General features: G+C 68.9%; 23 protein-coding genes. 13 read left to right on the forward strand and 10 right to left on the reverse strand.

Features of this window, described 5'->3' with window-relative positions; translation table 11 throughout:
* Positions 1-77: 77 nt before the first annotated feature.
* On the forward strand, positions 78-1,241 hold the full coding sequence (locus OHA77_RS33735; RefSeq protein ID WP_406313355.1) for a VLRF1 family aeRF1-type release factor: 1,164 nt from the start codon (positions 78-80) through the stop codon (positions 1,239-1,241).
* Positions 1,242-1,460: 219 nt separating this feature from the next.
* The gene (locus OHA77_RS33740) at positions 1,461-2,870 is read left to right on the forward strand and encodes a sugar porter family MFS transporter (RefSeq protein ID WP_406313356.1); all 1,410 of its coding nucleotides are present in this window, start codon (positions 1,461-1,463) and stop codon (positions 2,868-2,870) included.
* 54 nt (positions 2,871-2,924) lie between these two features.
* Here OHA77_RS33740 and OHA77_RS33745 read toward each other — a convergent pair whose 3' ends face one another.
* The 5 genes from OHA77_RS33745 to OHA77_RS33765 form a co-directional block, all read right to left on the reverse strand.
* Positions 2,925-3,440, reverse strand: a complete 516-nt coding sequence (locus OHA77_RS33745) for a DUF1707 domain-containing protein (RefSeq protein ID WP_406313357.1) — start codon at positions 3,438-3,440, stop codon at positions 2,925-2,927.
* 6 nt (positions 3,441-3,446) lie between these two features.
* A complete protein-coding gene (locus tag OHA77_RS33750; RefSeq protein WP_406313359.1) occupies positions 3,447-4,196 on the reverse strand; it encodes a PadR family transcriptional regulator in 750 nt (249 codons plus the stop codon).
* A 219-nt stretch (positions 4,197-4,415) separates the two neighbouring features.
* Positions 4,416-4,667 (reverse strand): hypothetical protein, encoded by a 252-nt coding sequence (locus OHA77_RS33755; RefSeq protein ID WP_406313360.1) that lies wholly within the window; start codon positions 4,665-4,667, stop codon positions 4,416-4,418.
* A gap of 152 nt (positions 4,668-4,819) precedes the next feature.
* Positions 4,820-5,197: a GntR family transcriptional regulator gene (locus OHA77_RS33760; RefSeq protein ID WP_406313361.1), complete on the reverse strand. Its 378-nt coding sequence runs from the start codon at positions 5,195-5,197 to the stop codon at positions 4,820-4,822.
* The gene (locus OHA77_RS33765; RefSeq protein ID WP_406313362.1) at positions 5,194-6,012 is read right to left on the reverse strand and encodes a hypothetical protein; all 819 of its coding nucleotides are present in this window, start codon (positions 6,010-6,012) and stop codon (positions 5,194-5,196) included. Before OHA77_RS33765 ends, OHA77_RS33760 begins: the two co-directional genes overlap by 4 nt.
* 177 nt (positions 6,013-6,189) lie before the next feature.
* Between OHA77_RS33765 and OHA77_RS33770 the strand changes: the two genes are divergently transcribed.
* The 9 genes from OHA77_RS33770 to OHA77_RS33810 all read left to right on the forward strand — a co-directional run bounded on the left by OHA77_RS33770 (position 6,190) and on the right by OHA77_RS33810 (position 16,885).
* Positions 6,190-6,351 (forward strand): hypothetical protein, encoded by a 162-nt coding sequence (locus OHA77_RS33770; RefSeq protein ID WP_406313363.1) that lies wholly within the window; start codon positions 6,190-6,192, stop codon positions 6,349-6,351.
* Positions 6,348-6,665: a recombinase family protein gene (locus OHA77_RS33775; protein ID WP_406313365.1), complete on the forward strand. Its 318-nt coding sequence runs from the start codon at positions 6,348-6,350 to the stop codon at positions 6,663-6,665. Before OHA77_RS33770 ends, OHA77_RS33775 begins: the two co-directional genes overlap by 4 nt.
* A 157-nt stretch (positions 6,666-6,822) precedes the next feature.
* The gene (locus tag OHA77_RS33780) at positions 6,823-7,536 is read left to right on the forward strand and encodes an HAD family hydrolase (protein WP_406313366.1); all 714 of its coding nucleotides are present in this window, start codon (positions 6,823-6,825) and stop codon (positions 7,534-7,536) included.
* A gap of 626 nt (positions 7,537-8,162) precedes the next feature.
* A complete protein-coding gene (locus OHA77_RS33785; protein ID WP_406313367.1) occupies positions 8,163-8,891 on the forward strand; it encodes a metal-dependent hydrolase in 729 nt (242 codons plus the stop codon).
* Positions 8,892-9,078: 187 nt separating this feature from the next.
* Complete coding sequence (acnA, locus tag OHA77_RS33790; RefSeq protein WP_406313368.1) at positions 9,079-11,850, forward strand: aconitate hydratase AcnA; 2,772 nt, start codon at positions 9,079-9,081, stop codon at positions 11,848-11,850.
* A 609-nt stretch (positions 11,851-12,459) separates the two neighbouring features.
* Positions 12,460-13,578 carry a sugar ABC transporter substrate-binding protein gene (locus OHA77_RS33795; protein WP_406313370.1) on the forward strand — a complete coding sequence of 373 codons (1,119 nt, stop codon included), beginning with the start codon at positions 12,460-12,462 and terminating at the stop codon, positions 13,576-13,578.
* Between the two features lie 60 nt (positions 13,579-13,638).
* Positions 13,639-14,403: an ATP-binding cassette domain-containing protein gene (locus tag OHA77_RS33800; protein ID WP_326824155.1), complete on the forward strand. Its 765-nt coding sequence runs from the start codon at positions 13,639-13,641 to the stop codon at positions 14,401-14,403.
* Positions 14,400-15,647, forward strand: coding sequence for a sugar ABC transporter permease (locus OHA77_RS33805; RefSeq protein WP_406313372.1), 1,248 nt, complete (start codon positions 14,400-14,402; stop codon positions 15,645-15,647). Before OHA77_RS33800 ends, OHA77_RS33805 begins: the two co-directional genes overlap by 4 nt.
* 35 nt (positions 15,648-15,682) lie before the next feature.
* Positions 15,683-16,885: an ROK family protein gene (locus OHA77_RS33810; RefSeq protein WP_406313373.1), complete on the forward strand. Its 1,203-nt coding sequence runs from the start codon at positions 15,683-15,685 to the stop codon at positions 16,883-16,885.
* 129 nt (positions 16,886-17,014) lie between these two features.
* Here the strand turns inward: OHA77_RS33810 and OHA77_RS33815 are convergent, their stop codons facing one another.
* Positions 17,015-17,791 carry a neutral zinc metallopeptidase gene (locus OHA77_RS33815; RefSeq protein WP_406313374.1) on the reverse strand — a complete coding sequence of 259 codons (777 nt, stop codon included), beginning with the start codon at positions 17,789-17,791 and terminating at the stop codon, positions 17,015-17,017.
* Between the two features lie 108 nt (positions 17,792-17,899).
* Complete coding sequence (locus OHA77_RS33820; protein WP_326824151.1) at positions 17,900-18,727, reverse strand: neutral zinc metallopeptidase; 828 nt, start codon at positions 18,725-18,727, stop codon at positions 17,900-17,902.
* 168 nt (positions 18,728-18,895) lie between these two features.
* Between OHA77_RS33820 and dxs the strand changes: the two genes are divergently transcribed.
* Positions 18,896-20,815 (forward strand): 1-deoxy-D-xylulose-5-phosphate synthase, encoded by a 1,920-nt coding sequence (gene dxs, locus OHA77_RS33825; protein ID WP_326824150.1) that lies wholly within the window; start codon positions 18,896-18,898, stop codon positions 20,813-20,815.
* Here dxs and OHA77_RS33830 read toward each other — a convergent pair.
* A complete protein-coding gene (locus tag OHA77_RS33830) occupies positions 20,760-21,416 on the reverse strand; it encodes a DedA family protein (protein ID WP_406313376.1) in 657 nt (218 codons plus the stop codon). The two genes, dxs and OHA77_RS33830, sit on opposite strands and share 56 nt — an antisense overlap.
* A gap of 140 nt (positions 21,417-21,556) precedes the next feature.
* Between OHA77_RS33830 and OHA77_RS33835 the strand changes: the two genes are divergently transcribed.
* The gene (locus OHA77_RS33835) at positions 21,557-23,026 is read left to right on the forward strand and encodes an amino acid permease (protein ID WP_406313377.1); all 1,470 of its coding nucleotides are present in this window, start codon (positions 21,557-21,559) and stop codon (positions 23,024-23,026) included.
* Between the two features lie 216 nt (positions 23,027-23,242).
* On the opposite strand, the gene OHA77_RS33840 is transcribed toward OHA77_RS33835, so the two are convergent.
* Together OHA77_RS33840 and OHA77_RS33845 are read right to left on the reverse strand one after the other, a co-directional pair.
* Positions 23,243-25,315 (reverse strand): 3-hydroxyacyl-CoA dehydrogenase NAD-binding domain-containing protein, encoded by a 2,073-nt coding sequence (locus tag OHA77_RS33840; RefSeq protein ID WP_406313378.1) that lies wholly within the window; start codon positions 25,313-25,315, stop codon positions 23,243-23,245.
* Positions 25,312-26,511 (reverse strand): thiolase family protein, encoded by a 1,200-nt coding sequence (locus OHA77_RS33845; protein WP_406313380.1) that lies wholly within the window; start codon positions 26,509-26,511, stop codon positions 25,312-25,314. The genes OHA77_RS33840 and OHA77_RS33845 overlap by 4 nt, the downstream gene beginning before the upstream one ends.
* Positions 26,512-26,721: the final 210 nt, after the last annotated feature.

The raw sequence follows: 26,721 nt of genomic DNA on the forward strand, positions 1-26,721 counted from the left end.
CATTTTCCCGATTGGTGCGACGGCTCTTCCTGGAGGTGTCCATATCGTTGGAGACCGGGCCACCAGGGAGGAACGTCGTGAGATTCGATCGTGCGGCTCTGCGGGATGTCGTCGCCATCCATGACGACCAGGGGGTGCTGTCGTTCTATGTGACCGCTGATCCCCGGGAGGAGGCGGCGGTCCGGCCCGCGTGGCGGATCCGGTTCGGCAACCAGCTCGCCGACCTGCGCAGACAGATCAGCGCCGATGGGGACCGGCCGCGGCGGACGGCCGTCCTGGCGCGGCTGGAGCAGCTGGAGACGGAGTTCGCGCTGCTGCTCAATCCGACCGAGTCCGGGCTGGGACGGGCGCTGTTCGCCCCGGTCGGCAGCGACGAGGTATGGACCTTCTCCTTCCAGCTGCCGGTCGCCGACCAGGTCGTGCTGGAGTCGACGGCCTATGTGCGACCGCTGGTCAACACGGTGGAGACCGCGCCGCCCGCCGGGCTCGTACTCGTCTCCCGGGACGGGTTGCGCATGATCGACTACCGTTACGGCATGGCCGAGGAGGCCGGCCGGACAGACTTCGAGATAAACACCGAGGACTGGCGGCGGATGCGCGGTCCCGCCCCCTCGGGTCTCGCCCAGCAGACCGTGGCGGCCCGGGACAAGTTCGAGCGCCGGGTCGATGAGAACCTCGCCAGGCTCCTGCGCGCCGCCGGGCCGGGCGTCACCGAACAGGCCGCGAACCGGGGCTGGACGGCGATCGCGCTGATCGGGGACGTCCAGCTGACGGAGATCGTGGCGGCGGAACTGACCGGTGACGTCATCCAGATCGACGCGGTGGTGGACGCGCTGCCCCCGTCGAAGATCGCCGAGTACGCGGAGCCTCAGCTGCTGGCCGCCCGTACCCGGTTCGCCACCGCACTGGCCGACGGGGCCAAGGACGCCGCCCTGTCCGGCGGGCGCGGAGCCGTCGGCCTGGCGGACACGCTCAACGCGCTGAACGACAGCCGGGTGGCGCAGCTGCTGCTGGCCGAGTCACGCGAGTGGAGCGGCAGCCGTACGGCCGACGGACGGCTCTGCCCGCCCGACCAGATCCCGCAGGGGGAGTCGGCGCACGAACACGTCCAGGAGGACAGGATGGGCGAGCGCATGATCGAGCGTGCCCTGGACATCGACGCCGAGGTGATCGTCCTGGACCGGCAGGCCGCCGAGACCCTCGCCGACTTCGACGGGGTCGCCGCGATCCTGCGCTGGTAGGGGAGTTCCGGGGGCGGAGGAGGCAGGATGCGCCGCCGGCCCGCGCAGGCCGTAACCGGAGAGTCGTACTGATCCACTAACGGCCGCTGTGAGACAATCATCTGTAGATGAGAGGCGTGTTTTCGCAGCTCATGACATGGACAACCCCTCGATCGCGATCGGATGCGACCTTGACGGTCGATCCATGGATACCTGGGTTTTTCGGGGGAAAGGACTGTCATGGTCGGTACCACCCCTTCGGGCACCTCCAGTGAGAACCTGGGGCATGTCGTCTTCATCACCGCCGCCGCGGCGATCGGCGGGTTCCTCTTCGGCTACGACAGCGCCGTCATCAACGGTGCCGTCACCGGGATCCAGAAACACTTCGGTGTCGGCCCGGTCCAGATCGGGTTCGTGGTCGCGATCGCGCTGCTGGGCTCGGCGATCGGCGCGTGGATCGCCGGGGGTATAGCCGATCGCTGGGGGCGCACCAGGACGATGCAGGTGGCCGCGATCCTGTTCGCGATCAGCTCCATCGGCCAGGCGCTCCCGTTCGCGATCTGGGACCTCGCCTTCTGGCGGGTGCTGGCGGGCGTCGGGATCGGGATGGCCTCGGTGATCGGTCCCGCCTACATCGCCGAGGTCGCGCCCCCCGCCTACCGGGGACGCCTGGGCTCCTTCCAGCAACTCGCGATCGTCCTCGGCATCGCCGTCTCCCAGCTCGTCAACTACGCGATCGCGCAGTTCGCCGGAGGCAACGTCAACAACAAGCTCTTCGGCCTTGAGGCGTGGCAGTGGATGCTCGGCGCCTGCCTGGTCCCGGCCCTGCTCTACCTGCTCTTCTCGACGATCATCCCCGAGTCGCCGCGGTTCCTCGTCGCGGTGGGCAAGCTGCCGATGGCGCGCAGGGTGCTCGCCGAGGTCGAAGGTGAGCACATCGACCTGGACGCGCGGATGGCGGAGATCCAGAACTCGCTGCGCAGCGAGCACCGGCCACGGCTGCGTGATCTGCGCGGCCGGTCGCTCGGGCTGCTGCCGATCGTCTGGATCGGCATCCTGCTCTCGGTCTTCCAGCAGTTCGTCGGCATCAACGTCATCTTCTACTACTCGTCGGCGCTGTGGCAGTCGGTCGGCATCAACCAGAGCGACTCGCTGCTGATCAGCTTCTCCACCTCGATCATCAACATCGTCGGCACGTTCATCGCCATCGCGCTGGTCGACCGGATCGGCCGTAAACCGCTGCTGCTGATCGGCTCCGCGGGCATGACGATCGCCCTCGCCGTGGCCGCGTGGGCGTTCAGCGCGGGCGTCCCCACCGGGGACACCGTCAGGCTGCCGGCGACGCAGGGCGTCGTGGCCCTGGTCGCCGCGCACGTCTTCGTGCTGTTCTTCGCGCTGTCGTGGGGCGTCGTCGTCTGGGTGCTGCTCGGTGAGATGTTCCCCAACCGGATCAGGGCCGCCGCGCTCTCCGTGGCCGCCTCCGCCCAGTGGGTGGCCAACTGGCTGATCACCGTCTCCTTCCCGTCCCTGGCCGAGTGGAGCCTGGCCGGCGCGTACGTGGGATACGCCTTCTTCGCCGCGCTGTCCTTCGCCTTCGTGTGGTGGAAGGTCAAGGAGACCAAGGGCCGCAAGCTGGAGGAGATGGGGTAGACCCGGCGCGGGCCCCGCTGAGCCCCGTGCTCCGGGGCAGACGCGGGGCCGTCCCTAGGCTCCGGGCCGGTGGAGGCGTCCTCGCCTGCGATGCGCCATGCCCACCACGCCCATCACCAGCCAGGCCAGGAAGACGAACTTGAGCGCCCCGAACCCGGCGATCGCCACCACGGCGACCAGGACCAGGAGGAACAGCGGGAAGGCCGGCGGCCCGCCCCGGCGGCCCATTCCGCGGTGGTGCCAGGCCGTGGGGTGGTCCGCCATCCGGCTCCGGCCGTGGCCGCGACGACGGTACTCGCGACGGCCGTGGCCCCCGTGCCCCGCTCCCGTCCACCCCGGGCCCGCCCAGCCGGGTGCGCCGCCGTCGTCTTCGGGGCGGGAACCGTACAGGTCGGGCAGGTCGGCGGAGGCCAGGGCCAGATCACGGCCGGTGCGTGCGGACAGGGTCCGTTCGATGCGGTCGTCGAGCTCCTCGTGGGTCAGGCGGCCCTGCGCGTAGTGCTCGCGCAGAGCCGTCATGGCCGCTTCGCGCTCGGCGTCTCCGATGCGGAGATCGTCCCGGGACGTCATCGAAGATCACTCCTCGCCGGGGTCGCCGTCTGCCAGGACCTGGTACAGCTTGCGGCGTGTCTCGACCAGGATCTGCCTGCCCTGGCGGATCTGCTCGTCGGTGCCGGTCTGCAGGATCTGCAGCATGGCGAACCCCGACTGGCGGGCCAGGTTCATCAGCTCCCAGGTGCTGTCGTCGACGTCGGGCGTCATCTCCTCCCACGGGGCGCGCACCTCGTCGGCGTGCTCGGCCACGTAGGCCCGGCCCGCCTCGGTGAGCCGGAAGGACTTGCGGCCGTCGCTCTCCTCCGAGAGGACCAGGCCCTCGTCGGTGAGCTGCTGCAGCGCCGGATAGACCGCGCCGGGGCTGGGCTTCCAGCCTCCCTCGCTGCGCCGGTCGATCTCCTGGATGATCTGGTAGCCGTTGCGCGGCTCCTCGGAGAGCAGGGCGAGGATCGCGGCGCGGACGTCGCCCCGCTTCGCCTTGCGCCCCCGGCCGAACGGCGGCCGCCCGCCGAACGGGCCGCCTCGCCCCGGGCCGCCCCGGCCGAAGTCCCACGGGAAGGCGCCGCCGGGGAAGGGGCCGCGGTGTCCTCGCTGCCGGTGCTCGTGCGGGCCCCATCCGCGACGCGGGCCGGGCTCGTCGTGGGGGCCGCCCTGCTGCCAGCCGGCGGCCATGGTCCGAAAGGTCTCCCTGGCGGCGCGCTTCATCTCGTGCCGCAACTCGGCGGGGATGGCCCCTGCCCACCGGCCGCCCATCATGTGTGCGGAAGTCATGTTTCCTCCTTGGTCGCGATCCTCTTTAGACCGCTCTCGATGCCTCAAAGATATATCGAGAACATTCTAAAGACAAGCCTATGCGGCGATATGAGAGTTTTGCCTGGTCCGGGCCGCACGAAGGCGTGCACAAGGGCCTTCGCCAGCTGTGACGGGCAACACTCCTTGACCGGAAATCGGCAGCGCTATCTGGCCGACCTGTCATCGTCGGCAACGCGGTCATATGGTGCCGATGACGAGGGCGTCGCGGGCCGTGTCGATGGCTTCGGCGGTGATCCGGTCGAGTTCGTTGAGCTTCATGACACACTCGGCCTGGTCTAGCAGCCGGGTGATGAGCCGGAAGTTGCCTGCGGTGGTGCGGGCGATCGCGGCGATGGCCTCTGTTGTCGTGGCATCGAAGATGCCGAGGCCAAGGATGGCCGAACGCGGTGGCCAAGACGGTGGCGAGTTCGTCGGTGGCGAGGGCGCCATGCTCAGGCGGGCCTGGCGGGCGCGTTCGGGCAGGCCCGTGGGGGCGTAGCCGGACAGCGCCGACAGGCACGTCTGGTGGACGGTGGAAAACAGCCGCTCGATCTTTCCGCGGCCGCAGGGCTGGCCCTCACTCGGAAGATCGGCAGTCTGGGTCAGCTGGCAGGGTGGGTTAGGTGGAACTGCGCAGTGGTGAGCGCCACGTCGACCTCGATGCCGAGTTCGCGGACCGCGGCCGCGTAGGTACGGGCGGCGTCGGCGAGGCGGGCGGTACGTTCGGTTTCGGATAGTTGAGGGATTTCGCGCACGACGGTGCCCTGACCGGCCCGGCCGCGCAGGTACCCTGCGGCCTCCAGCTCACGGTAGGCGCGAGCGACCGTCCCCGCTGCCAGTCCGAGGTCGCGGGCGAGTTGCCGGATGCTCGGGAGGCGGGCGCCGACCGCCAGTCCTCCGGTCCGGATCAGCGCGGCAATCTGGGCCCTGAGCTGCTCGTACGGTGGCGTGGCCGCGTCCGGATCGATCTCGACGATCACACCGGGACCTTCGGGGCGGGCCGTGGTCGGGTGCGGATGCCGAACCAGGAGTACAGCGCTGCCAGCACCATCGCGAAACCCAGCACGCTCATGACCCAGTTGAAAGGTTCCGGGGCGTCGAGGTCGAGCAGCATGGCCCACATCGCGTCGAGGGTGGCCAGGCACATCAGGGCCAGCGACGCCCCGGCGATGGTCTGCAGCGAACTCGCCCGGATCCCGTCGTCGGCAGCGTCAAGGTCGAGGGAACGCACTGGCCAGGGGCGCATGACAATGAACCGGCACGATAGCCACATGACGGCCGTGGCCAGCCCGATGCCCGCCAGGTCGAGGATTATTTGGGACGGTGCCACCTTGGTATGCCCGGCTTTGGGCCACACCTGGTAGAGCCAGGTGTGAACGCCCAGCGCCGTGACGATGAGAACCGGGCCCCAGTGCGCCCACCAGGTCAGGCGTTCACCTGGTTTACGCACCATGAGGGCGGCTCGGCGACGGCCTTCGGGCATCGGCAGGGACGTCCCGATCTCGGCAGCCAGTGCACCGGCCAGGTATCCGGCGACACCCAGGAAGTAGTGGTAGCCGCTGCCGGAGGTGAACGCGCTGGCCGCGAGCCAGCCGATCGCCCCACCGGCGGCCCGCCATCTGCTTGTTCTAGCCAGGTAGACGGAGAGAATCGGTTGGGTACCGCTGGTGAGGGCGATGTCGTATTCGGCGGCGAAACGGGCGACCCGCCTTCCGGACACCGGTCGAAACCCGATCAGTAACGCCAGGATGGGTGGGAGCAGCAGTTCGACGAGCCTCGCCGTCATCGGTGACATGCCAGACCTCCCGTTACCCAACAAATGTATCAATGCAACGATACATTTGATACGCCGAGTGGGCGTGGGGGGCCTGGACGCCATTCGTCTACCTCGGGGCTCGCGTTCACAAGTCCTGGCGTGGTGCCGGACCTCGCGTGTACCTGGTGGGGCCAGCCTTACCGACAGGTCTGGTAGGTGGGTTCGGAACACCTCGGTGGAATCATCTGTGAACGTCCTGCCAAAGAGCACGTCGCCGAGATGCAGGCGGCCCGCGAATGCCTGGTCGCCGCGATCGACAACGTCGACATCCTGCTGGAGATGCTGAGCGGCCCGTCCGCGTTCCTCGACAAGGATTGATCCGGCGCGGCCCCACCTGGGTCTTCGGACGGCCTGAATGGGCCCCACTTTCGTCTACCGCGCGCCCGCGCGTCGAACTACGCCGCCGCGAGATCGGCTTCACCTCACTGCATGAAAGCCTGGACACCACCACCCCGGGCGGACGACTGGTCTTCCACGTCTTCGCGGCACTGGCCGAGTTCATCCGGGAACTCATCGTCACCGGCACCCGCGAGGGCCTGGCCGCAGCCAAGGCCCGCGGCCGGGTCGGAGGCCGCCCCACCGTGGTCGCCCCCGCCCTGCCGCCCGCCACCCGGCAAGCAGGCACCCGGTGATCCGCACCCCTACCAGGTCAAAGGCGCCGCCCAGCTCAAGGCCTCGCTGCCAGGACAGGCCGGCCCGTTCGGCATCCCCTCCTGGCCAGGCATTTTGCCCAGGGCAGTTCCGCTCGCGGCGCAACCCTCAAACATGACCAATTGCCATAATCAACGCATGTCTACCTATCAGCCTCCCGAACCTGACAGATATGTCTTTTTGGACGTCGACGGCACGTTGATCGATGCCCTGGACAACCAACGCCGGGTCTGGAGAACGTGGGCGGCGCGGTATGGCCTGGACCCCGAGGAGGTCTACCAGGTGGCGCTTCGAACCCGGCCAGTGGAGACCTTCGCCGTTGTCACACCGGACCGGGATCCTCATGCCTGCCTGGCCGTACTTCACGAACTGGAAGACGAGGACGTGCGATCCGGCGTCTATACAGCCTTCGACGGGGCATCGGAGCTGTTGCACGGCCTGCCGCCGGGATCATGGGCGCTGGTGACCTCGAACTACGCTCATCGAGTCCGCGGGCGTTTCATCCGCACCCGGCTACCGATACCAGAAGTGATCGTGGACGCGGCCGCGGTCGAGCAGGGCAAACCGTCACCCGCCCCCTATCTGCTGGCCGCCGAGCAGTTCGGTGTCACCCCGGAACACTGCCTTGTCGTCGAGGATGCTCCCTCCGGCGTGCAGGCCGGGCTACGGGCCGGGATGACCGTGTGGAATGTCAACACACCTGTTGCTGCAGACGGAGCGCACCGTCACTTCGAAAGCCTGCGCGACGCGGTAGACGACATCCTGGCGTTCGTGTCCGGGGGTAGGCCTGACGGTGATGAGAGTCGGCGTTCCGTTAAGGAGCGTGTCACCAAGTACACGGAGACGACATGACAGGGAACGTGTCGTCTTGGGGCGACGCCAGAATCCGGTGATGACGCTGGCCGGCTCACTGACAAGATCTTGAGGAAGCGTTGCCCGTCACAGCTTCGCCGCCCCGATCGTTCTCCCCGTCGGGCCACCCGACGGCGGATACCCAGGGTGAGATCGACATCACCCAGCGAAAAAGTGAGATAGATCACGCGATTCTCAGCGGATTTCGGAACAAGCACTGAGACCTGCACGTTACAAAGGACATAGACGGGATTCGTTCCGTGCCGGAAGGGCTGGGGGGTGCTTTCGGTACGGAACGGTCCCGTCTGTCGTTTCTGGGACGTACGGGCGTCCCGCCAGGGAGATCTCCGGCGGGGCGCCCGTTCCATGTGACCTCTGCCGTTCGGCGGCGCCGATCACGGCCCCGTCCGTTCCCCGGGTGTGAACGGAGGCGAGCAGGGGCGCTCCCATCGGGAAGGTCGCGGTCATCCGGCGAGGCGAGCCCCGTCCAGTGACCCAGAAGTCACCGTCCGCCGGATTGATCTCACCGCCCCGGCGCACCGATGATGCAAAGTGGCACGGTCCTCCGCTTGACGCGGGCTTTGCCGTACAGTCATCTAGGTGATCTTGATGGGGGTGTTCGGCGGATGATGGGGCACACGCACGCGCTGACGGGGGCGATCGCCTGGCTGGGGGTGGCGCCGACCCTGGCGGCCCTGCCGTTGCTCACCGAGTCCACCCGGTACATCGAGACCGGTGTCATGGTGAACGCCCTCACCCCGGCCGAGTTCGTCGCCGGGGCGCTGATCTGCTCCGGCGCCGCCATGCTGCCGGATCTGGACCATCCCAGCGCGACGATCGCCCAGACCTTCGGCCCTGTCACCTGGGGGCTGAGCAAGGCTGTCGCCTGGCTGAGCGGCGGTCACCGCAACGCCACCCATTCCCTCCTCTTCGCGGTCGGCGCCGGGTTCGGCGCCCACTACCTGGCCAACGCCTACCCGATCGGCCGCGACATCCTGGTCGTGCTGCTCATCGGCCTGGCGCTGCGGGCGATCGGGATCGGCATCCCAGGCAAGAAGTTCGCCTCCGCGATGGTCAACCTCGGTCTGACGGTCGGCCTGTTCGCGACGTTCCGCAGCGACAACGTGGGATACGCCTGGCTGGGGCTGGCGGTCGCGGTCGGGTGTCTGACGCACATCACGGGGGACTGCTGCACGGAGAAGGGCTGTCCGGTGCTGTGGCCGATAAGGCAGCGCTGGGTGCTGCCGTGGAAGATCGGGATCAAGACGGGCCGGGCCTTCGAGCAGAAGTTCCTCGCCCCGGTCCTCTCCGTCGTGGTCCTCGGACTGCTGTACTTCCGTCTCGCCCCCCTCTGATCCTACTGAAGGGTAACTTGATGTCGAGATATCTCTGGGGATATCTTGATGTCGAGAGATTCGCTGCGGCCCCGAGGCCCTGGTTAGGCAGACCTAACTGACATGGGCACTCCAAGGGTGCGGCAGGATTCAGATGCGCCTTTTTATGGTGGCGCGTCGGACAACTGGGTGATGAGGGAGGCCAATCGTGTCCGCGAACAGCTTCGGCAGCCGTGACACGCTCCGCGTCGGTGACGCGGGATACGAGATCTACCGGCTGGACGCCGTCGAGGGGGCGGGACGCCTCCCGTACAGCCTGAAGATCCTTCTGGAGAACCTGCTCCGCACCGAGGACGGCGCGAACATCACCGCCGACCACATCCGCGCGCTCGCCCAGTGGGATCCCACCGCCGCACCGAGCGTGGAGATCCAGTTCACCCCGGCGCGCGTGATCATGCAGGACTTCACCGGCGTCCCCTGCGTCGTGGACCTGGCCACCATGCGTGAGGCCGTCCGCGACCTCGGCGGCGACCCCGCCAGGATCAACCCGCTCGCGCCGGCCGAGATGGTCATCGACCACTCCGTCATCGTCGACTTCTTCGGCGGGCAGGACTCCTTCCGGCGCAACGTCGAGCGGGAGTACGAGCGCAACCGCGAGCGTTACCAGTTCCTGCGCTGGGGCCAGACCGCCTTCGACGAGTTCAAGGTCGTCCCGCCGGGGACCGGCATCGTGCACCAGGTCAACATCGAGCACCTGGCCCGTGTCGTCATGATCCGCGACGGCAAGGCATACCCGGACACCTGCGTCGGCACCGACTCCCACACGACCATGGAGAACGGCATCGGCGTTCTCGGCTGGGGCGTCGGCGGCATCGAGGCCGAGGCCGCGATGCTCGGCCAGCCGATCTCCATGCTGATCCCGCGGGTGGTCGGCTTCAAGCTGACCGGCAAGCTCCCGGCCGGCGCCACCGCGACCGACCTGGTGCTCACGATCACCGAGATGCTGCGCAAGCACGGCGTCGTCGGCAAGTTCGTCGAGTTCTACGGCGAGGGCGTCTCCAGCGTGCCGCTGGCCAACCGGGCCACGATCGGCAACATGAGCCCCGAGTTCGGCTCCACCTGCGCGATCTTCCCGATCGACGGCCAGACGATCGACTACCTCACGCTGACCGGCCGCTCCGCCGAGCAGGTCGCGCTGGTCGAGGCCTACGCCAAGGCCCAGGGCCTGTGGCTGGACCCCGCGGCCGACGAGCCGGTCTTCTCCGAGTACATCGAGCTGGACCTGGCCACGGTCGTCCCGTCCATCGCCGGTCCCAAGCGCCCGCAGGACCGCATCGCGCTGTCCGACGCCAAGAGCGCCTGGCGCGCGGCCGTCAAGGACTACGCCCCGAGCGTCCTGAGCCCGGGTGACGAGGCCTCCGACGAGTCCTTCCCGGCCTCCGACTCCCCGGCGATCTCCCACGACAGCAACGGCGACAAGCCGCACGCCGCCGGTCACAACGGCGACCGCCCGCGCAGGCCGGTCCAGGTCTCCCTGGCCGACGGCACGAGCTTCGAGATCGACCACGGTGTGGTGACCATCGCGGCCATCACCAGCTGCACCAACACCTCCAACCCGTACGTCATGATGGGCGCCGCGCTGCTCGCCAGGAACGCGGTCGAGAAGGGCCTGACCCGCAAGCCGTGGGTCAAGACCTCCCTCGCCCCGGGCTCGCAGGTCGTCACCGGCTACTTCGAGCGCTCCGGCCTCCAGCCGTACCTCGACAAGATCGGCTTCAACCTGGTCGGCTACGGCTGCACCACCTGCATCGGCAACTCCGGCCCGCTGCAGGAGGAGATCTCCGCCGCGATCCAGGAGAACGACCTCGCGGTCACCGCGGTGCTGTCGGGCAACCGCAACTTCGAGGGCCGGATCAACCCCGACGTCAAGATGAACTACCTGGCCTCGCCGCCGCTGGTCGTCGCCTACGCCCTCGCGGGCACCATGGACCTCGACCTGAACAACGAGCCGCTGGGCACGGGCGCCGACGGCAAGCCGGTGTTCCTCGCCGACATCTGGCCGTCGCCGGAGGAGGTCTCGGCGGTCGTCGCCTCCTCGATCGACCAGGAGATGTTCCTGCACGACTACGCCGACGTCTTCAAGGGCGACGAGACGTGGCGTTCGCTGCCGATTCCGACCGGTAACACCTTCGAGTGGGACCCGGCCTCGACCTACGTCCGCAAGGCCCCCTACTTCGACGGCATGCCCGCCTCACCGGAGCCGGTGACGGACATCGCCGGCGCGAAGGTGCTGGCCAAGCTGGGCGACTCGGTCACCACCGACCACATCTCCCCGGCCGGTGCCATCAAGGTCGGCACGCCCGCCGCGGAGTACCTGCGCGAGAACGGCGTCGAGGTCAAGGACTTCAACTCCTACGGCTCCCGCCGGGGCAACCACGAGGTCATGATCCGGGGCACCTTCGCCAACATCCGGCTGCGGAACCTGCTCCTCGACGGCGTGGAGGGCGGCTACACCCGCGACTTCACCCGCGAGGGCGGACCCCAGTCCTTCATCTACGACGCCTCCGCCAACTACCAGGCCGCGGGCATCCCGCTCGTCGTCCTCGCGGGCAAGGAGTACGGTTCCGGCTCCTCGCGTGACTGGGCGGCCAAGGGCACCGCGCTGCTCGGCGTCCGCGCGGTGATCGCCGAGTCCTACGAGCGCATCCACCGCTCCAACCTGATCGGCATGGGCGTGCTGCCGCTGCAGTTCCCCGAGGGGGAGACGGCGGAGTCGCTGGGGCTGACCGGTGAGGAGACCTTCGACATCACCGGGGTCGAGGCGCTCAACGAGGGCGGCATCCCGCAGACCGTGACGGTCAAGGCGGCTGGCCGGGAGTTCCAGGCGGTCGTGCGCATCGACACTCCCGGAGAGGCCGACTACTACCGCCACGGCGGCATCATGCAGTACGTCCTGCGCTCCCTGCTCGCCAAGAGCTGAGCCAGGGGTGGCGGGGCCGTACGTGAGCCTCCGCCCGTAAAGGGGGAAACCCCGCACGAGAACCGCCCGGTGGGACATCATCCCGCCGGGCGGTTTCGCGTCTGCGGGCCGTCCGGCGCGGCGCGGAGTGAGTCGGTGAGGGCCGGGCTTCGCGCTGCCGGGCAGGGCCGTCCAGCGGCGATTCGGGCGATGACCCCGCTGGGGAGCGGGGCCATGCCGCGGGTCATCGGCAGGGCTGGTACGGCTGGTCCTTGAGCGAGTAGTCGCCGGCCTTCTTGATGGAGTTGAAGTTGAGCGAGGCCGCCGGGCGCTTCTCTGATCCGGGACCGGGACGGAAAGCCGCTCAGGGGCCGGTTACCGCTCCCAACGTTGATCGCGCAGGGCGCGATCGGTTAAGTCTGCGTTTCTGGATTGTTACCGGACACAACAAACTTTACCCGTCCAGGGGCTGGTGCTCCTGGCCAACGGCGGAATACGTTGCGGCAAACAACATTCAACGGAACGGCGAGCCGGAACCCGGACGGCCGTACCCGCGAGCTTGGCATGCCCCCACCCCAGATCTATGCCCCACTTCTGCCCCTCAATTCCCGAAGAAAGGACCCGTGCACCATGCGCAAGGGGATCCTCAGCCTGACCGCCGCCGCCGCTGCCATGACCCTCGGTCTCACGGCCTGCGGTGATGACAGCGGCACCACCACCGCCCAGAGCAGCTCCTCCGCTCCCGCCGCGAGCCAGGCGGCCGCCGGCAAGGTCGGCGTCATCCTGCCGGACAGCAAGTCCTCGGCCCGCTGGGAGACCGCGGACCGCAAGTATCTGGAGGAGGCGTTCAAGGCCGCGGGCGTCGCCTACGACATCCAGAACGCCCAGGGCGACAAGACCCAGTTCCAGACCATCGCCGACCAGATGATCACCAACGGCGCGACCGTGCTGATGATCGTCAACCTGGACAGCGGCACCGGTAAGGCCGTGCTCGACAAGGCTAAGTCCCAGGGCGTGGCCACGATCGACTACGACCGGCTGACCCTGAACGGCGGCGCCTCCTACTACGTCAGCTTCGACAACACCAAGGTCGGCACCCTGCAGGGTGAGGGCCTGGTCAAGTGCCTGACCGACAAGAAGGCCGACAAGCCGATCATCGCCGAGCTCAACGGCTCGCCCACCGACAACAACGCCACGCTGTTCAAGAACGGCTACGACGGCGTGCTCAAGGCCAAGTACGACTCCAAGGACTACGTCAAGGGCCCGGACCAGTCGGTGCCGGACTGGGACAACGCGCAGGCGGGCACGATCTTCGAGCAGATGCTCACCGAGCAGCCGAAGATCGGCGGCGTGCTGGCCGCCAACGACGGCCTCGGCAACGCCGCCATCACCGTGCTGAAGAAGAACAACCTCAACGGCAAGGTCCCGGTCACCGGCCAGGACGCCACCGTGCAGGGGCTGCAGAACATCCTCGCCGGCGACCAGTGCATGACGGTCTACAAGGCGATCAAGAAGGAGGCCGACGCGGCGTCCCAGCTCGCCATCGCCCTCGCCAAGGGCGAGAAGCCCGCGGCGACCGGTTCGGTCAAGGACACCGAGAGCAACGCGGACGTCCCCGCCGTCCTGCTCGACCCGCAGGCCATCTACCTCGACAACGTCAAGGACGTCGTGGCCGACGGTTACGTGACCAAGGACGAGCTGTGCACCGGCGACTACGCCGCCAAGTGCACCGAGGCCGGAATCCAGTAACGCGCAGGGGACACGGCCGGTGGACCTCCGCCGGCCGTGCCCCCGCATCGAGGAGCCCACATGAACCCCGTACTGGAACTCCGTGGGATCGACAAGAGCTTCGGTCCCGTGCAGGTTCTGCACGACGTCGACTTCTCCGTCTACCCCGGAGAGGTCACCGCGCTGGTCGGCGACAACGGCGCAGGCAAGTCCACCCTCGTCAAGTGCGTCGGCGGCATCCACCCGATCGACTCGGGCGAGTATTTCTTCGACGGCAAGTCCGTCCAGATCCACAGTCCGCGTGACGCGGGCGAGCTGGGCATCGAGATCGTCTACCAGGACCTCGCACTCTGCGACAACCTGGACATCGTCCAGAACATGTTCCTCGGCCGTGAGAAGAAGCGCGGCGTCGTGCTCGACGAGGACACGATGGAGGAGATGGCGGCCAAGACCCTGGAGAGCCTGTCGGTCAGGACCGTCAAGTCCATCCGCCAGCACGTCGCCAGCCTCTCCGGTGGCCAGCGGCAGACCGTGGCCATCGCCAAGGCCGTGCTCTGGAACAGCAAGGTCGTCATCCTCGACGAGCCCACCGCCGCGCTCGGCGTGGCCCAGACGGCACAGGTGCTGGAGCTGGTCCGCCGTCTGGCGGACCAGGGCCTGGCCGTCGTGCTCATCTCACACAACATGAACGACGTGTTCGCCGTGTCCGACCGGATCGCAGCGCTCTACCTCGGCCGGATGGCCGCCCAGGTGAAGACCGCCGACGTCACCCACGCGCAGGTCGTCGAACTGATCACCTCTGGCCGGAGCGGCGACCTCGGCCTCACCAACGGAGTCACGGTATGACCGCCACGATGTCCCCCGAGCGCGCGCCGGAGGCGCCCTCCATCGGCTCCAACATCCGCGGCTACGTCGAGCGGGTCCGCGGTGGCGAGATGGGCGCACTGCCCGCGGTGTTCGGCCTCGTCGTGCTCTGCACGGTCTTCGCCATCCTGCGCCCCTCCTTCCTCACCTCGGGCAACTTCGCCAACCTGCTCACCCAGGGCGCCGCGGTCATCGTGATCGCCATGGGCCTGGTCTTCGTGCTGCTCCTCGGTGAGATCGACCTGTCGGCGGGCTTCGCCAGCGGCGTCTGCGCCTCGATTCTCGCGATCATGCTCACCAACCAGGGGCTGCCCTGGTATCTGGCGGTGCTGGTGGCCATCCTGGCCGGTGTGGTGATCGGTGCCACACTCGGCTCCATCGTCACCAAGCTCGGCATTCCCTCCTTCGTGGTGACCCTCGCCGCCTTCCTGGCCTTCCAGGGGCTCGTGCTGCTGCTGATCAAGGGCGGCACCATCATCGCCATCCGCGATCAGACGATCCTCGCGATCGCCAACAAGAACCTCCCGCCCACGCTGGGCTGGATCCTGCTGGCCGCCGGAGTCGTCGCCTACGCCGCGCTGCAGCTGCTGCGGGCCCGCAAGAGGGCCGCCCGGGGCCTGACGTCCGACCCGATCTCGCTGATCGCGCTCCGGGTGGGCGCCCTCGCTGTGCTCGGCGGGCTCGCCGTCTACTTCCTCAACGTGGAACGCAGCCGCAACCCGGCGGTCGTCTCGCTCGCGGGCGTGCCGATCGTGGTGCCGATCATCGTGGTGCTCCTGCTGATCTGGACGTTCGTACTCCGCCGTACCGCGTTCGGACGGCACCTCTACGCGGTCGGCGGCAACGCCGAGGCCGCGCGCCGGGCGGGCATCAACGTCGACCGGATGAAGATCAGCGCTTTCGTGATCTGCTCCTCCATGGCCGCCGTCGGCGGAATCATCGCCGCCTCCCGGGCCAGTTCGGTCGACCCCAACACCGGCGGCAGCAACGTGCTGCTGTACGCGGTGGGCGCCGCCGTGATCGGCGGGACCAGCCTGTTCGGCGGCAAGGGCCGGGTGCTGGACGCCATCCTCGGCGGCACCGTGGTCGCGATCATCGAGAACGGCATGGGCCTGATGGGCTACAGCTCCGGGGTGAAGTTCATGGTCACCGGATCGGTCCTGCTGCTGGCAGCCGGGGTGGACGCACTGTCCCGCAAGCGGGCGGCCGCCACTGGTCTAAGGTGATCAGCGACCCCGACCCCCCGAAGGACACCCAAGCGATGCGGGCTGGCCCCTCCCAGGAGGAGATCAGGCGCCACAACCTCGGCGCCCTGCTCAGGCACGTGCACCTCAGCGGCCCGACCTCGCGCGCCGAGCTCACCAGCCGGATGGGGCTCAACCGCAGCACCATCATGGCCCTCACCGCCGACCTGACCGCCGCCGGTCTGGTCAGGGAGGAGCTTCCCAAGGAGACGGGCCGGGCCGGGCGCCCGTCCCTGGTGGTCCGGCCGGAGTCGGCGCGGGTCTACGTGTTCGCCCTCGACGTGGGCGTCGACCGGCTGGTGGCCGCCCGCGTCGGCCTGGGCGGCACGATCCTCGACCGGCGGGAGACGGTACGGCGCCGCGGCCCTTTCTCCCTGGACGAGGTCGTCGGCCCGCTCGCCGGGTTCGCCCGGCAGATGCATCGCAGGACCCGGCCCGACACGGTGTGCGTCGGGGTGGCCGCGGCCGTCTCCGGTGGAGTGGACCGGAGCGACGGGATCATCAGGTTCGGGCCCAACCTGGGGTCGGTGGACGTGCCGTTCGCGGCGGAGATGACCCGCCGGCTGGCACTCGGCCTGCCGGTGACGGTGGGCAACGACGCCAACCTCGCCGCCCTCGCCGAGCACACCCGTGGCGTCGGGGTCGGCTGCCGTGACCTCATATACCTGCACGGCGACGTCGGCATCGGCGGCGGCGTGATCGTCAACGGCCAGTTGCTCGGCGGCCACCAGGGTTTCGGCGGCGAGGTCGGGCACATGGTCGTCAACCCCAAGGGCCGTCTCTGCGGCTGCGGCTCGCTCGGCTGCCTGGAGGCCGAGGCGGGGGAGCGGGCGGTGCTGGAGGCCGCGGGCCGCCTCGGACCGGAGATGGGCCGGGACGCCGTCCGTGCCGTGGTCGACGCCGCCGACCGCGGCGACATCGTCGCGCAGGCGGCGCTGAGCCGCGTCGGTGACTGGCTCGGCCTGGGGGTCGCCAACCTCGTCAACGTCTTCAACCCCGAGATGGTCGTCTTCGGCGGCATGCTCCGCGAGGTCTACCTCGGTTCCGCCGCCCAGGTCCGCAGCCGGGTCGCCGTCGACGCACTCTCCCCGTCACGCGATGTCCTCCGCCTCCGCACCTCGGCCCTCGGCGATGACGCGACCCTGGTGGGCGCCGCCGAGCTGGCCTTCGCCCAGGTCCTGGCCGACCCCCTGGAAGTCCTCCTCCGGGCCGGTTCCTGAGCCCTTCCCTAAATGGCCGTTCCTGAGCCCCGCTCGCAAAGAGCCGGTCCCTGAGCCCTTCCGCAAAGAGAAGCCGCCCGTCGCGCGGCCCGGGGGGCGGCGACGGGCGGCTTCGGAAGACGGGAGAGGTCAGGCGACCTTCGAGGCGGGAGCGGAGAAGGTGTTGCAGGCGCCGGGGCTCTCCTGGTCGAAGCCGCGCCTCAGCCAGTAGGCGATGTTGACGGCCTTGCCGTGGCTGACGGTGTCGTAGGCGGAGTCGAGGACGTAGTCGAAGTCGGACTCGCGACGGCCCAGGGACTGCCAGACGCTGCCGATGAAGGCGCCGCTGAGGCACTCGGCCTGGAGTTCGATCTTACGGATCTCGGCGAGAAGAGCCTTTTCGCTCTTGTACTTCCGGTCGGCGGCACCCAGGATGCCCGAGAGCTGCTGCACGTGGTGGCCGTACTCGTGGGCCATCACCTCGAACAGGAGCAGCTCGGACGGGCGGGAGAGGATCCCCGGGTTCAGCAGGAAGGTGATCTTCTTGTTGCGCTCGCAGTAGATGGCCTGGGCGCCCTTGGGGAACTTGCCGCAGGCGGTCGGCCGGCCGGCCCGGGAGATGGTTTCGAATGACGGCTTGGAGAAGGGCAGTTTCGCCTTGGAGAACTGATACTCCCAGCTTTCGTCGAGGCACTCCATCAAAAACTCGAGATAGACACGCGCGGAGTCGAGGTCTTTGGAGACGACCGGTTGTTCCTGGCATTCCTTGAGTTCGAGTTTCCCGGTCCGGTAGATCGGGTTGTCGGTCTGGGCCTTCTTGCCGGTGGGCACGGGACCGGACCGTTCCACGACGCCTGCGCTCGCCGTGCCGGCGAACAGCAGACCCGCGAGCACGCCGGACAGCAGGGCGATAAGGGGGGTGCGCATGATCCCGAACCTTAATGGGATTCAATGTCGGAGGTAAAGTCAAAAAAATGCGGCCGTGCACGGAGTGCACGGCCGCATTCTCGGTGGAAAATGGTCAGCGATAAATGGTCAGGCGACGGTGCGGGAGGAAGCCGCCCAGGTGTTGCAGGCGGACGGGCCGCCCGCGTTGTAGCCGCGCTGCATCCAGTAGGCCTGGCTGCGGCCCTTGCCGTGGTCGTTGGTCACCCAGTTCTTGTGGCCGTTCTCGGCGACCCAGTCGACCATCGCGTCCCACTGCTCCTGCTCGACCGGCAGGTCGTCGGCGATCTGCCGCAGGAAGGCCGAGCCGAGGCAGTCGGCCTGCAGTTCGAGACGGCGGGAGTAGGCGAGCTTGGTGGAGGTCCTGGCCCGCCAGACGCTCTGGCCGTAGTAGTTCATGATGCCGCCGAGCTGCTGCACGTGGTGCGCGTACTCGTGCGCCATGAACTGGGCGTGGTTGGGGGCGTACGGGCTCTTCAGCACCTCCCGGAAGACGCCGATGTAGATGGTGCGGTTACTGGAGCAGTAGTAGCCGCCCGCACCCTTGGGCCAGCGGCCGCACGGGCTGCTGACCTTGGAGGTGGTGAAGCGGAGCTTGGGCTGGGCGAAGGGCAGCTTGGCCTTCTTGAACTGCGTCTTCCACGCCAGGTTCAGGCAGCGGTCCACACGGGTCATGAAGACCTTGTAGGAGGCCGCGCTCCCCGCGCGGAGCTGTCCGGTCGTGCACCGTACGGCGGGCAGCATGCCGGTCCGGTAGATGGGGTTGGCCGTCGCGGCGGCACGGCCGCGCGGCACGGCCTGCTCCTTCGCGACGGAGGCCACGGAGGCGACGGGGGCGACGGAGGCCACGGAGGTCTTGGCGGTCGACGGAGCGGCGGCGTTCGCGACTCCCACCCCCATGACCAGCGGGAAAGCCAACGAAGCGACGATGAGTGACGATAGTTGCCTAAAGGGGAGAGTGCTCATGGTGAGGCAAAGAGTATTGCAAGTGCGAATAAAACGTGCAGAATCTCCGTCGCTGGAGGCGCCGCCCGCCACGCGAACTAGACTCGGTCTGATGCTGACTGGAACAGAGGGGATGATTCCGTGAGCGAGCGGACCGGACGGCCTGGCAGTCTTCTGGAGACGGTCAAGGGACCACGGGATCTCAAACAGCTGGGAGCCGACGAGCTGCCCCGGCTGGCCGCCGAGATCCGGGACCTGCTGGTCAGTTCAACTGCCCGCATCGGAGGCCACCTGGGGCCCAACCTCGGGGTGGTCGAGCTGACCATCGCCCTGCACCGGGTCTTCGACTCCCCGCGCGACCGCGTCCTCTGGGACACCGGCCACCAGGCCTACGTCCACAAGATGCTCACCGGCCGCGCCGCGCAGTTCGAGACGCTCCGCCAGGAAGGCGGTCTGTCGGGTTATCCGAGTCAGACCGAGTCCGAGCACGACATCATCGAGAACTCCCACGCCTCCACCGCGCTGTCGTACGCCGACGGCCTGGCCAAGGCCTACAAGCTGCGCCGCGAGTCCGACCGCACGGTCGTCGCGGTGATCGGCGACGGCGCGCTCACCGGCGGCATGGCCTGGGAGGCGCTCAACAACATCGCCGCGCACCGGGACCTGCCGCTGATCATCGTGGTCAACGACAACGGCCGCTCCTACTCGCCGACCATCGGCGGCCTCGCCTCACACCTGGCCTCGCTGCGCGCCACCCAGCGCTACGAGGACGTCCTGGAGTTCGTCAAGGACAACCTGACGAAGGTCCCGCTGGTGGGCCCCCCGCTCTACGACGCGCTGCACGGTGCGAAGAAGGGCATCAAGGACGTCCTCGCCCCGCAGGTCATGTTCGAAGACCTCGGCCTGAAATACATCGGCCTGGTCGACGGCCACGACGAGCAGGCCGTGGAGACCGCGCTGCGCAAGGCCCGCGGCTTCCGCCGCCCGGTCATCGTCCACGTGCTCACCAAGAAGGGGTTCGGTTACTCCTTCGCCGAGAACCACGACGAGGACTGCTTCCACTCGCCGGGTGTCTTCGACCCGCTGACCGGCGAGGAGAAGCCCAAGCCGCACGGCTGGACCAACGTCTTCAGCCAGGAGATCGTACGGCTGGGCGCCGAGCGGAAGGACATCGTGGCCATCACCGCCGCGATGCTCGGCCCGACCGGGCTGATCCCGTTCTCCGAGGCCTACCCCGACCGCCTCTACGACGTCGGCATCGCCGAGCAGCACGCCCTCACCAGCGCCGCCGGACTGGCGCTCGGCGGGCTGCACCCGGTGGTGGCGATCTACGCCACCTTCCTCAACCGGGCCTTCGACCAGCTCCTCATGGACGTCGCCCTGCACCGGCTGCCGGTCACGGTCGTGCTCGACCGGGCGGGCGTCACCGGTGACGACGGCGCCAGCCACAACGGCATGTGGGACCTGTCGATCCTCCAGGTCGTCCCGGGTCTGTCGGTCGCGGTCCCGCGTGACGAGCCGCGCCTGCGCGAGCTGCTGGCCGAGGCGGTGGAGGTCGACGACGGTCCCACCGTCGTCCGCTATCCCAAGGGACCGGTGGCCACCGAGATCGAGGCGGTCGGGCAGCTCGGGGGGATGGACGTGCTGCGTGCCGGAGATCCGGACGTGCTGCTCGTGTCCGTCGGCCCGATGGCCGAGCTGTGCCTGGACGCCGCCGCCCTGCTCGACGCCCAGGGGATCTCGACGACCGTGGTGGACCCGCGCTGGGTCAAACCGCTGGACGAGGCGCTGGTGACGGCCGCGGGCGCGCACAAGCTGGTGGTGGTGGTGGAGGACAACGGCCGGGTGGGCGGCGTCGGCGACGCGGTCGCCAGGATGCTCCGCGACGCCGACGTGGATGTCCCGATCCGGACCTACGGCATCCCGCAGCGCTTCCTGGACCACGCCAAGCGGGCGAAGATCCTCAGCGAGATCGGCCTGAACGCGCAGGACATCGCCCGCGAGATCACCGAAGCGGTGGCGAGACGGTCTCCGGTGCTGGAGAACGACCCGGCTCGCTGACTCCGGCCGCCCGGCCCGCGCGGGCCCTCCTGACGATCACGACGAGGGCCGCGGCCAGGACGGCGAGGCACCCGGCGACCGGCACCACCAGGTGCTGGTTCTGCCGGGCGAACCCGCCGGCCACCGAGCCGAGCACCAGATAGGCGGTCACCCAGGTGACGCTGCCCGCCAGCGTCCAGCGGATGAAACGGATGTAGGGCATGCCGAAGGTCCCGGCGAGGATCGGGGTCAGCGAGTTGACGACGGGCAGGAAGGAGGCGGTGGCGAGAGCGGGACCGCCGCTCACCCCGGTCGCCAGCCGTTCGGCCCGGTTCCAGCGGTGTTCGCCGATCCGCCGCCCGGCCCTGCTGTGGCGGACGCGTGAGCCGTACCGGCGGCCGATCAGCCAGCCGCCGGTGGCGCCCAGGTAGCAACCGATCACCCCGGCGACCGCGGCCACCGCGATCTCGGCGACGCCCGTCAATGTGGTTCCCGCCACGAGGATCGCCGCGTCGCCGGGCAGCACGGTCCCGATCAGCAGGGAACCGTCCAGCGCCAGCACGGCCAGCAACACCGCGCTGACCAGATAGGGGTCCAACCGGCCCAACATGTCCAAGAGCATGGGTCGATGGTGTCCTGCGAGAGTGCTGAGGACATCAGGGACTTTCCCCTAAAGAACCCTTACCTTCCCGTTCAGCCGTTGATCAGGTGGGCATGACCTGATTCATGGAGAACAGCAACTCTAGGCTGTAAGGGGGATTCATGACGGTTTTCCGTATTAAGTCGATAGAACAGTCGATCCGGGACACCGAAGCTCCCGAGCACCGGTTGCGCAAGGATCTCTCCGCGCTCGACCTGACCGTCTTCGGCATCGGCGTCATCATCGGCACCGGTATCTTCGTGCTCACCGGCCGGGTCGCCAGGGATCTGGCCGGGCCCGCGGTCGCGCTGTCGTTCGTGGCCGCCGGGATCGTCTGCGCGCTGGCCGCGCTCTGCTACGCCGAGTTCGCCTCCACCGTGCCGGTGGCCGGATCGGCCTACACTTTCGCCTTCGCCACGCTCGGTGAGTTCCCCGCGTGGATCATCGGCTGGGACCTGACGCTGGAGTTGATGCTCGCCGCGGCGGTGGTCGCGGTCGGCTGGTCGGGCTACCTCACCTCGCTGCTGTCCTCCATGGGGCTCACCCTGCCCGCCGCGATCGCCGGCGAGGGAGCGACCTTCAACCTGCCCGCGGCACTGGTCGTGCTGCTGCTCACCGCCATCCTGGTCTCCGGGGTCAAGCTCTCCTCCCGGTTCAACCTGGTCATCGTCGCCATCAAGCTCACGGTGGTCCTGCTCGTCATCGTGGCCGGGCTGTTCTTCATCAAGGCGGCCAACTACAGTCCGTTCATCCCGCCGTCCAAGGCCACCCCCGCGGTGGAGGGCCTCGCGGCGCCGCTGATCCAGGTGATGTTCGGGATCAGCCCCGTCGCCTTCGGCGTGCTGGGCATCTTCAGCGCCGCCGCGATCGTGTTCTTCGCCTACATCGGCTTCGACGTGGTCGCCACCGCGGCCGAGGAGACCCGTAACCCGCGCCGTGACCTGCCGATCGGCATCATCGCCTCGCTGGCCATCTGCACCCTGCTGTACGTCGCGGTCTCCCTGGTCGTCGTCGGCATGCAGCCCTACTCGCAGCTCAGCGAGGCCGCGCCGCTGGCGGACGCGTTCAAGGCGGTCGGCCAGACCTGGGCGGCGACGCTCATCAGCATCGGCGCGCTGGCCGGTCTCACCACCGTCGTGATGATCCTCATGATGGGCCAGTCACGGGTGATGTTCGCGATGTCCCGGGACCACCTGCTGCCGGCCGGTCTGGCCAAGGTCCACCCGAAGTTCGGCACGCCGTACCGGATCACCATCATGGTGGGTGTCGTCGTCGCGATCCTGGCGGGGCTGGTGCCGCTGTCGACGATCGCCGAGCTGGTCAACATCGGCACGCTCTTCGCGTTCGTGATCGTCTCGATAGCGGTGGTCATCCTGCGGCGCACCCGCCCGGACCTCCCGCGCTCCTTCCGCACCCCGCTGGTCCCGCTGGTGCCGATCCTGTCGGTGCTGGCCTGCCTCTACCTGATGGTCAACCTTCCGGTGGAGACCTGGCTCAGGTTCGTCATATGGATGATCATCGGCATCGTCGTGTACGCCACCTACGGCTACCGCCACAGCCGGCTGGCACGGCGACCGCTGGACACCCCGTAGGAGACCACGGCCCGGATCAGCGGCCGGCCCGTCCCGGAGGCCCGGCCCGTTCAAGCGGCCCGTTCAGGCGGCCCGGATCGGGCCCGGCCGGACCGGTCCGGCCGGCCCTCCCGGCGCCGGCAGCGGGTGCGGCACGCGGGAGCGGAGAAGGCATCCCGCCGCCCGCCCGGTGAGCGGCGCACCGGGCGGGCGGCGGTCATCTCCGGAAAGGTGACGCTACCCGGGGACGGAGGCCGTACCCGGCGGCAGGAAACGCGGTTCGGCGATGCCCGCCCGGTCCAGGTACGGGGTGATGCCCCCCAGATGGAACGGCCAGCCGGCCCCGAGGATCATGCACAGGTCGATGTCCTGGGCCGCCGCCACCACGCCCTCGTCGAGCATGATGCGGATCTCCTCCTCAAGCGCCCGCAGCGCGCGCAGCCGTACCTCCTCGGCGGTCGACGGAGAGGTGCCGCCGGAGAAGAAGGCCACGGCCTCGGCGTCCAGCGAGAAGTCCGGCGCGTAGACGCCGGGCCTGCCGGCCGCGACCAGCCGCGCGAGGTTCTCCGACACGCCGTAGCGGGACGGGAAGGCCGCGTGCATGGTCTCGGCGACGTGCAGCGCGACGGCCGGGCCGACGAGCTGGAGCAGCGTGAACGGCGTCATCGGCAGGCCGAGCCCGTCCAGCGCGTGGTCGGCGACCGAAAGGGGGGTGCCCTCGTCGACGGCGCCGATGACCTCGCCCATGAACCGGGTCAGGATCCGGTTGACCACGAACGCGGGCGCGTCCTTGACCAGCACCGAGGACTTCTTCAGCGACCTGCCGACCGAGAAGGCCGTGGCCAGCGTCGCGTCGTCGGTCCGCGCACCCCGGATGATCTCCAGCAGCGGCATCACCGCGACCGGGTTGAAGAAGTGGAAGCCCACCACCCGCTCGGGGTGCCGGAGCCCGGCGGCCATCTCGGTGAGGGAGAGCGAGGAGGTGTTGGTGGCCAGCACGCACTCGGCGGAGACGACCGCCTCCACTTCGGCGAACACCTGCTGCTTGACCTTCAGGTCCTCGAAGACCGCCTCGATGACGAAGTCGGCGTCGGCGAACCCGTCCTTGGTCAACGAGCCCGTCACCAGGGCCTTGAGCCGGTTGGCCTGGTCGCCGGAGACGCGGCCCTTGCCGAGCAGCCTGTCGATCTCGGCGTGGACGTAGCCGACGCCCTTGTCCAGCCGGGCCTGGTCGAGGTCGGTCAGCACGACCGGGACCTCCAGGCGTCGGGCGAACAGCAGCGCCATCTGCGAGGCCATCAGGCCCGCGCCGACGACGCCGACCTTGGTGACCTTGCGGGCCAGCGCCTTGTCGGGGGCTCCGGCGGGCCTCTTGGCCCGGCGCTGCACCAGGTCGAAGGAGTAGAGGCCGGCGCGGAGCTCGTCGCTCATGAGGAGGTCGGCCAGCGCCTGGCTCTCGGCGTCGAAGCCCTCGTCGCGGGAGGCGGTGCGGGCCAGCTCGACCAGCTCCAGCGCCCGGTAGGGGGCGGGGGAGGCGCCGTGCAGCTTCATGTCGACGCCGAAGCGGGCGTCGGCGACGGTCTTGGACCAGTCCTCGGTGGTGTGGTCGGTGCGCGAGACGGTCACGTCGCCGCGCAGCACCTGGGCCGCCCAGCGCAGCGACTCCTCCAGGAAGTCGGCGGGCTCGAACATCGCGTCGGCGATGCCGGCGGCGAAGGCGTCCCGGCCCTTGATCATGCGGTTCTGCGCGAGCGGGTTCTCGACGATCAGCTTGATGGCCGCGGCCGGGCCGATCAGGCGGGGCAGGAGCTGGGTGCCGCCCCAGCCGGGCACCAGGCCGAGGGAGCACTCTGGCAGGGCCACCGCGGGCACGCCGGAGGAGATGGTCCGGTAGGTGCAGTGGAGGGCGACCTCCAGGCCGCCGCCCATCGCCGCGCCGTTGACGAAAGCGAACGACGGCACGTCCAGCTCGCCGAGCCGGCGGAACACGGCATGGCCCAGCGTGCCGATGGCGAGGGCCTGGTCCCGCTCGCCGACGAGGGCGGCGCCCTTGAGGTCGGCGCCCACCGCGAAGATGAACGGCTTGCCGACGACGCCCACGGCCGCGAGGTCGCCGCGGCCGGCGATCGAGTCGAGGGCCTCGTTCAGGGAGGTGAGCCCCCCGGGGCCGAACGTGGACGGCTTGGTGTGGTCGAGGCCGTTGTCCAGCGTGATCAGGGCCATGGTGCCCGCGCCGTACGGCAGCTCCACGTCGCGGACGACCGCCCTGGTGACGACCTCGTCAGCGAAGAGTTCCTTGATGTCCGTCACTTCTTACCTTCCCAGCCCAGGTTCTCCCAGATGACCGTCCCGCCCATACCCATGCCGACGCACATCGTGGTCACGCCGTAACGGACGTCGGGGTGCTCGCCGAACTCGCGAGCGAGCTGCGTCATCAGCCGCACTCCCGAGGAGGCCAGCGGGTGGCCGAAGGCGATCGCGCCGCCGTAGGGGTTCACCCGGGCGTCGTCGTCGGCGATGCCGAAGTGCTCCAGGAAGGCCAGCACCTGTACGGCGAAGGCCTCGTTGATCTCGAACAGGCCGATGTCGGAGATCGACAGCCCCGCCAGGCGGAGCGCCCGCTCGGTGGACGGGATCGGGCCGACGCCCATGACCTCGGGGTCCACGCCCGCGAAGGCGTAGGAGACCAGGCGCATCTTGGGCGTGAGCCCGAGTTCCCGCGCGACGTCGGCGGCGGCCACGATGCAGCCGGTCGCGCCGTCGTTGATCCCGGAGGCGTTGCCGGCGGTGACCCGCCCGTGCGGGCGGAACGGGGTCTTCAGCGTGGCGAGCCCGTCCAGGGTGGTGCCGGGGCGGGGCCCCTCGTCGACGGTGGCCAGGCCCCAGCCCTGCTCCGCCGACCGGACGGCCATCGGGACCAGGTCGGGCTGGATCCTGCCGTCGGCGTAGGCCTTGGCGACCTTCTCCTGGGAGGCGAGGGCGAAGGCGTCCGCGCGCTCCTTGGTGATGCTCGGGTAGCGGTCGTGCAGGTTCTCCGCGGTCATGCCCATGACCAGGGCGGAGCCGTCCACGAGCTGCTCGGCCAGGAAACGGGGGTTGGGGTCCACGCCCTCGCCCATCGGATGGCGGCCCATGTGCTCGACGCCGCCGGCGATGGCGACGTCGTAGGCGCCGAAGGCGATGCCGCCGGCGACCGAGGTCACGGCGGTCATGGCTCCGGCGCACATGCGGTCGATCGCGTAGCCGGGCACGCTCTTGGGCAGTCCGGCCAGCACCGCGGCGGAACGGCCGATGGTCAGGCCCTGGTCGCCGATCTGGGTGGTGGCCGCGATGGCCACCTCGTCAACGCGCTCCGGGGGAAGGCCGGGATTACGCCGGATCAGCTCGCGGATGACGCGGATCACCAGATCGTCGGCGCGTGTCTCGGCGTACAGGCCCTTGGGACCCGACCTGCCGAACGGCGTGCGCACGCCGTCGACGAATACGACGTCACGAGAGGAAGGCACGGGGTTCGCTCCTCGTTGCTGGGTGGCTTCCCGCCTATGCTACTCGCCGGTAACAACATCTTGGGCGACCAGGTCGTCCGCGCTCCCGGGAAGGTGTCCGATATCACGGCGGGACGTTACGATGCCGCATGTCGGGCCCTTCCCCGGGCCGGCATGTCCGGAGTGCGGGGGGCGAGCATCTCTGGCAGACTTTGGAAAACGTTTTCCAGG

Origin of the sequence: Streptosporangium sp. NBC_01639 (assembly GCF_045209755.1) — a bacterium.
In the GTDB taxonomy this organism is placed as follows: Bacteria; Actinomycetota; Actinomycetes; order Streptosporangiales; family Streptosporangiaceae; genus Streptosporangium.